Annotated in this window: 6 protein-coding genes; 4 read left to right on the top strand and 2 right to left on the bottom strand. The window is 69.8% G+C overall.

The annotated features are described in order from the left end of the window. The 4 genes from DSP71_RS03000 to nagB all read left to right on the top strand — a co-directional run. The coding region (locus tag DSP71_RS03000) for a beta-N-acetylhexosaminidase (protein ID WP_147251177.1) at positions 1-1,637 on the top strand (1,637 nt) is incomplete at its 5' end. 79 nt (positions 1,638-1,716) lie between these two features. Next, on the top strand, positions 1,717-2,904 hold the full coding sequence (locus tag DSP71_RS02995) for an ROK family transcriptional regulator (RefSeq protein WP_046748833.1): 1,188 nt from the start codon (positions 1,717-1,719) through the stop codon (positions 2,902-2,904). 43 nt (positions 2,905-2,947) lie between these two features. Further along, positions 2,948-3,913: an ROK family protein gene (locus tag DSP71_RS02990; protein WP_179516142.1), complete on the top strand. Its 966-nt coding sequence runs from the start codon at positions 2,948-2,950 to the stop codon at positions 3,911-3,913. Further along, positions 3,906-4,685: a glucosamine-6-phosphate deaminase gene (nagB, locus tag DSP71_RS02985; RefSeq protein ID WP_046748834.1), complete on the top strand. Its 780-nt coding sequence runs from the start codon at positions 3,906-3,908 to the stop codon at positions 4,683-4,685. The genes DSP71_RS02990 and nagB overlap by 8 nt, the downstream gene beginning before the upstream one ends. Positions 4,686-4,713: 28 nt before the next feature. Here the strand turns inward: nagB and DSP71_RS02980 are convergent, their stop codons facing one another. Both DSP71_RS02980 and DSP71_RS23030 read right to left on the bottom strand, forming a co-directional pair. Further along, on the bottom strand, positions 4,714-5,121 hold the full coding sequence (locus tag DSP71_RS02980; RefSeq protein WP_046748835.1) for an NUDIX domain-containing protein: 408 nt from the start codon (positions 5,119-5,121) through the stop codon (positions 4,714-4,716). Further along, positions 5,114-5,781: FAD-linked oxidase C-terminal domain-containing protein (locus DSP71_RS23030; protein WP_309472600.1), on the bottom strand; the 668-nt coding region annotated here is incomplete at its 5' end. The genes DSP71_RS02980 and DSP71_RS23030, both read right to left, overlap by 8 nt.

Here is a 5,781-nt window from a genome sequence, read left to right as displayed (position 1 = left end):
TCCCGCCCCCGCCGCATCGCGCCACCGTGCCGCACATCGGTGCCCGCATCGATCCGGTCGCTCCCGGATTCGCGTGGACGGAGCGCACGCCGATCCTCTCGGCCCCTGAGCTCGTCGCCGCTGCCGCCCGGCTCGGCGGTCTCGCCGGCGCGGGCGACGCCGAACTCCCGCCGATCCGACTGATGGTCGACGAGAACCTCGGCGCTGAGGCCGCGGCGCGAGGACGTGTCGGTGACGAGGCCTTCCGGGTGAGCGTGAGTGCAGCCGGAGTCGAGGTCAGAGGAGCGAGCCCCGCCGGCGTGTTCCGCGGTGCCACCACTCTGCGGCAGCTGCGGGATCCGGACGCCGCATCGGCCCACATCCCCGCCGGGGTGTGGGAGGGAGCGCCGGCGTACAGCTGGCGAGGGACGATGCTCGACGTCGCCAGGCACTTCCGGACCGTCGACGAGGTCCGTCGTCTGGTCGATCTCCTCGCCGATCATCACCTGAACGTGCTGCACCTTCATCTCACAGACGATCAGGGGTGGCGCTTCGAGGTGCCCGGCTTCCCTCGGCTCACGGAAGTGGGCGCGCGACGGGAAGCCACCCAGCTCGGACACGGCCCCTTGTCCACCGTGGAGCCGGGAGTGCACGAGGGCTTCTACACGACCGCGGAGCTGCGAGAGCTCGTCGCCTATGCGCGAGAACGTTTCGTGACCCTCGTGCCGGAGGTCGAGCTGCCCGGACACATCCAAGCGGGTCTCGCCGCGTATCCGGAGCTCGGCAACGTCGACGTCGGAGAGCCTGTGCTGTCTGCATGGGAGCGCTTCGGGGTCAATCCGCGCACCCTCGCCCCGACGGACGAGGCCCTGGCCTTCGGATTCGCCGCGATCGATGTTCTCTGCGATGCGTTCGACTCGGAGTGGATAGGCATCGGCGGTGACGAGGTGCCGGTGACCGAGTGGGAGCAGAGCGCCGCGGCGGCCGAGCGCATGCGACAACTCGGACTCGAGTCTGCACACGACGTGCAGCCGTGGTTCACGGAGCAGTTCGTCGCGCATGTCCGCGGACGAGGCCGCACGGCACTGGCCTGGGACGAGGTCCTCGAAGGCGACGTGCCCGAGGGCGTGCGCATCCTCGCGTGGCGGGGTCCCGCCGCGATGCGTGAGGCGCTGCGGCTCGGCATCGAGGTCGTCGCGTGCCCCGACCTCGAGGTCTACCTCGACTACCCGCAGTCGGAGTCGGAGGAGGAGCCGATCAGAGTGGGCCCGCCTCTCACGATCGAGCGCGCGTACTCCCTGCGTGTCGAAGACGGCGCTGTGGGCGGGCAGGCGAACGTGTGGAGCGAGCACCTGCCCACCAGGGACCGCGTCGACTTCGCGATGTTCCCTCGACTCGCCGCGATCGCGGAGCGTCTGTGGGACGGCGGGGAGCCGGGACCCTACGCCGACTTCGAGCGGCGTCTGCCGATGCACCTGCGCCGGCTCGCCGCAGCGGGGGTGCGGTATCGTCCCCTTGACGGGCCGGAGCCCGAGCAGCGCCGTCCCGGCGTGCCGGGCAAGCCGCTCACGATCGAGGCGCGGGAGCAGATCGTCGCAGGCCTGGTCGAGCGCCTCATCGGGCGCTCACGCACGGTCGTCGTCGACGATCGAAAGTAATGTAACGTTTCGGTAACCCTGCCAGCGCGTCCGCGGGCAGAGGTTGCGCAAATTTTGTTCGTAAGGTCTACTAACAAACATGTCCGTTTCGGATGAACAGCGTTCCGCATCGCCGTCAGAGTACGCCGGTGCGAATGCGCACGCCTTCGGCCCGGGGCGCCACCTGCGCTCGCGATCAAAGGTGCTGCCGGAGCATGCGCGCGGTCACAACCGTGCACTGGTGCTGCAGACGCTGTACCACGCGGGGGCGATGAGTCGCGCCGACCTCTCCCGGGAGACGGGCCTCACCCGTGTCACCATCTCCGACCTGGTCGCCGAGTTCATCGCCGACGGGATCGTCATCGAGATGGGCGTCCGTGAAGCGGTGGGGCCGGGCAAGCCGCCCATCCTCATCGACATCGATCGCTTCGGCCATCAGATCGTCGGCCTCGATCTCTCCGGCCCCGACGCCTTCACCGGGGCGGTGCTGAGCCTCGACGGAGACGTGCTGGAGCGGCGCGAGGTGCCTCGTCCGAAATCCCCCGACGGGGAGGCGGCATACGCGGCGCTGCGGGAACTCGCACAGACGCTGGTCGAGGCCTCGACTCAGCCGCTGCTGGGTGTCGGCATCGGCACCCCGGGTGTCGTGCGTCCCGACGGGCTCGTCCTGAGCTCTCCCAACCTCGGCTGGACGAACTTCCCGCTGGAGGCGAAGCTCGGCGTCGATCTCGACCTTCCGGTCCTCGCCCGCAACGACGCCAACGCGGCGGTGCTCGCCGAGTACACGTTCGGCGAGGCGAAGGCCGACTTCATGCTGATCAAGATCGGCAAGGGTGTCGGCGCCGGCCTCATCACCGGCAGCCAGCCTCTGCTGGGCAGCCGCTTCGCCGCGGGAGAGATCGGTCACGTCGTCGTCGGTACCGACGGGGGCCCTCGCTGCGCGTGCGGGAAGGACGGCTGTCTCGAGGCGTGGCTCAGCGTGAGTCGGCTCGAGGCGGCGATCGCCGCTGATCCCGAGGCACGCGATGAGATCCTCCGCGATGCCGGGACGCGGATGGCGATCGCGACCGCTCCGATCGTCGCTGCCCTCGACCTCTCCGAGGTGGTGATCTCCGGTCCGGCGGAGCTGCTCGACGGCATCTTGATCGAGGCCGCCATCGCGACGTTGCGCGCGCGCACCCTCGAGGGCGTGTTCGAAGACGTCGTCGTGCGGTTGACGCACCAGGAGGACATCGTCCTGCGCGGCGCTGCGGTCATGGTGCTCTCGGGACAGCTGGGAGTGTCGTGAACGTCATCTGCACCGTGGACGGCACGGCCGGGAGCAGCATCCGATGACGGGTGCGAGCACTGCCGACCGCGCCGGTCGGCCGATTCGAGTGGGCCTGGACGTCGGCGGCACGAAGATCGACGCGGTGGCCGTGGACCCCTCCGGGGCCATCCGCGGACGCCTGCGCCGACCGACGGGTTGGGGCGATGACGCGGTCGTCGAGAGCATCGTTACGGCCGTGAAGGCACTCGCGGAGGAGAACGGGTTCCCCCTTGCCGACGTCGGCTCCGTCGGGATCGGCATCCCCGGCCTCGTAGACGCCGAGACCGGCCGTGTCGACCACGCGGTCAACCTCGGCGTGGAGTCCCTGGACCTCGCCGTCAGGGCCGAACTCGCTCTTGGAGTCCCGTTCCGCGTGGAGAACGACGTGAAGGCCGCGGCCCTCGGCGCTGCGGTGCTGAGCGGAGTCGCCGGTTCCATGGCCTACCTGAATCTCGGGACCGGCGTCGCTGCCGGGATCGTGATCGACGGACGGATCTGGCGCGGCGCACGCGGAACCGCGGGGGAGGTCGGTCATCTCTCCGTCGATCCGCGAGGGCGCCTGTGCGGCTGCGGGCAGTACGGGTGCGTCGAGACGTTCTGCGGCGGAGGGGCGTTGGCCAAGGCCTGGGGGCGACCCGGCACTCTGCCCATCGGGGACATCTTCGATGCGGCCGACGCCGGGGATCCGCATGCTGTCTCCCTCCGTGACGACCTCTATCACGGGGCCGCCGCCGCAGTGCGTGTTCTCGTGCTCTCCGCCGACGTGGAGAGGGTGGTCATCGGGGGAGGGCTCACCGCTCTCGGCGACCGACTCGAGAACGGACTCCGCGCGGCCCTGCATGCCGGCGCGGAGGCCTCGCCGTTCATGCGGTCGCTCCGCCTGGATGAGAGAATCGAACTGCTTCCCGCGGGTTCCCCCGCTGCCGCATTCGGCGCCGCACTCGTCGGCGCCTCCACCACCGAGAAGGAGATCGTCCCGCATGGCTGAGGTCGTCATCGTCGAGAATGCCGAGGCCGCAGGCGCTTTGGTCGCCACCGAGATCGTGGAGCTGATCGCGCGTCGTCCCGACGCGGTCCTCGGCCTCGCAACGGGGTCGACCCCGTTGCCGGTCTACCAGGCGCTGCGCACGCAGCTCGCAGGCCGCGACGTCTCACAGGTGCGTGGTTTCGCCCTCGACGAGTACGTCGGCATCGACCCGGCGCACCCGGAGAGCTACCGCTCGGTCATCACCCGCGAGGTCGTCGAGCCGCTCGGTCTCGACCCCGCGCGCATCCACGTGCCGAACGGCGCGGAGGCCACCATCCAGCATGCGGGTGAGGACTACGACGCGGCCATCGCGGCTGCCGGTGGAGTCGACCTGCAGATCCTCGGGATCGGCACCGACGGGCACATCGGGTTCAACGAGCCCGGCTCCTCCTTCGCATCGCGTACGCGTGTGAAGACCCTCACGGAGCAGACGCGCGAGGACAACGCCCGCTTCTTCGAGTCGATCGACGACGTCCCGATGCACTGCATCACGCAGGGGCTCGGCACCATCCTGGAGGCGCGCCACCTCGTGCTGCTCGCCTTCGGCGAGGGCAAGGCAGAGGCTGTGGCCGGTGCGGTAGAGGGCCCGCTGTCGGCGATCCTGCCCGGATCGGCGATCCAACTGCACCCGCACGCGACGATCGTCGTCGACGAAGCGGCTGCGTCGCGTCTCGCGCTCGCCGACTACTACCGGTACACGTTCGCCAACAAGCCGGCCTGGCAGGGCATCTGAGACGTGCCTGATGCCTGCCCTGGTGAACTCAGTTCGCCGGGGCGGGCCAGGCGATCGGGAGCAGGTGCTCCAGGCTCAGCGGCGCCAGCGGGAGCGTTCCGACGTCTGCGGGCGTGATCCAGCGCAGCTCGGCGAGCTCGGCCTGGACGGCGACGGTCGCGGGATCGATGGAGGTCGCGAAGGCCTCGGCGACGACACGGTGACCCGGTTCGTTCGCTGCGGCGGAGACGAACGTGCCGAGAGGGCGGAGCGCCGCTTCATCGAGCACCACCCCGAGTTCCTCCTCGATCTCGCGGATCAACGTCTGCGCCGGGGACTCGCCGGATTCCGGCTTGCCGCCGGGCTGCATGAACATGGTCGTTCCCTGCTTGCGGACCACGAGCACCCTCCCCGCTTCATCGACGATCACGGCCGCGCTCACGTGGATGTCAGGCATCGGGGCTGAAGACCTTCCCTGGGTTGAGGATGCCGAGAGGATCGAAGACCGCGGCGATCTGGCGCTGGAGTCGCCACTGGTCGTCGCCCAGTTCGTCGGCGAGCCAGCGGCGCTTGAGCACCCCGATGCCGTGCTCCCCGGTGAGGGTTCCTCCGAGGCGGATGGCGGCGCGGAACAGTTCGTCGGCGGCCGCCCACACATGCGGAGGCGTCTGCGTCCCTTCGAAGATGAAGTTCGGGTGCAGGTTGCCGTCGCCTGCGTGTGCCACCGTCGGGATGACGATGTCGTACTCGCGTTCGATGCGGGCGATCTCGTCGAACATCGCCGGCATGGCGCTCCGTGGTACCGAGACGTCTTCGATCAGCGTCGTCCCCAGCGAGGCCATCGCTGCATGCATCGAACGGCGCACCGCCAGGAGGCGCTCGCCCTCGTCGCGGTCGTGTGAGACGACAGTGAGGCCGTCATGGGCGCGCAGGATCGCGGCGATCGCCTCCGCTTCGGCCGCGGCGGCCGGACCATCGGTCTGGATGGTCAGCTGAGCTGTTCCCTGATGCGGGATGGGAAGAGCGAGGAGCGCGTGCACGGCGGCGAGGCTCGCGGCGTCCATCAGCTCCATGATGGCCGGCTGCACGCCGGCGGCTGTCACAGCGGCCGAGGCGG

The sequence above is a fragment of the Microbacterium sp. H6 genome (assembly GCF_003314775.1).
Classification (GTDB): domain Bacteria; phylum Actinomycetota; class Actinomycetes; order Actinomycetales; family Microbacteriaceae; genus Microbacterium; species Microbacterium oxydans.
This window is presented reverse-complemented; position numbering and strand designations above follow the sequence as displayed.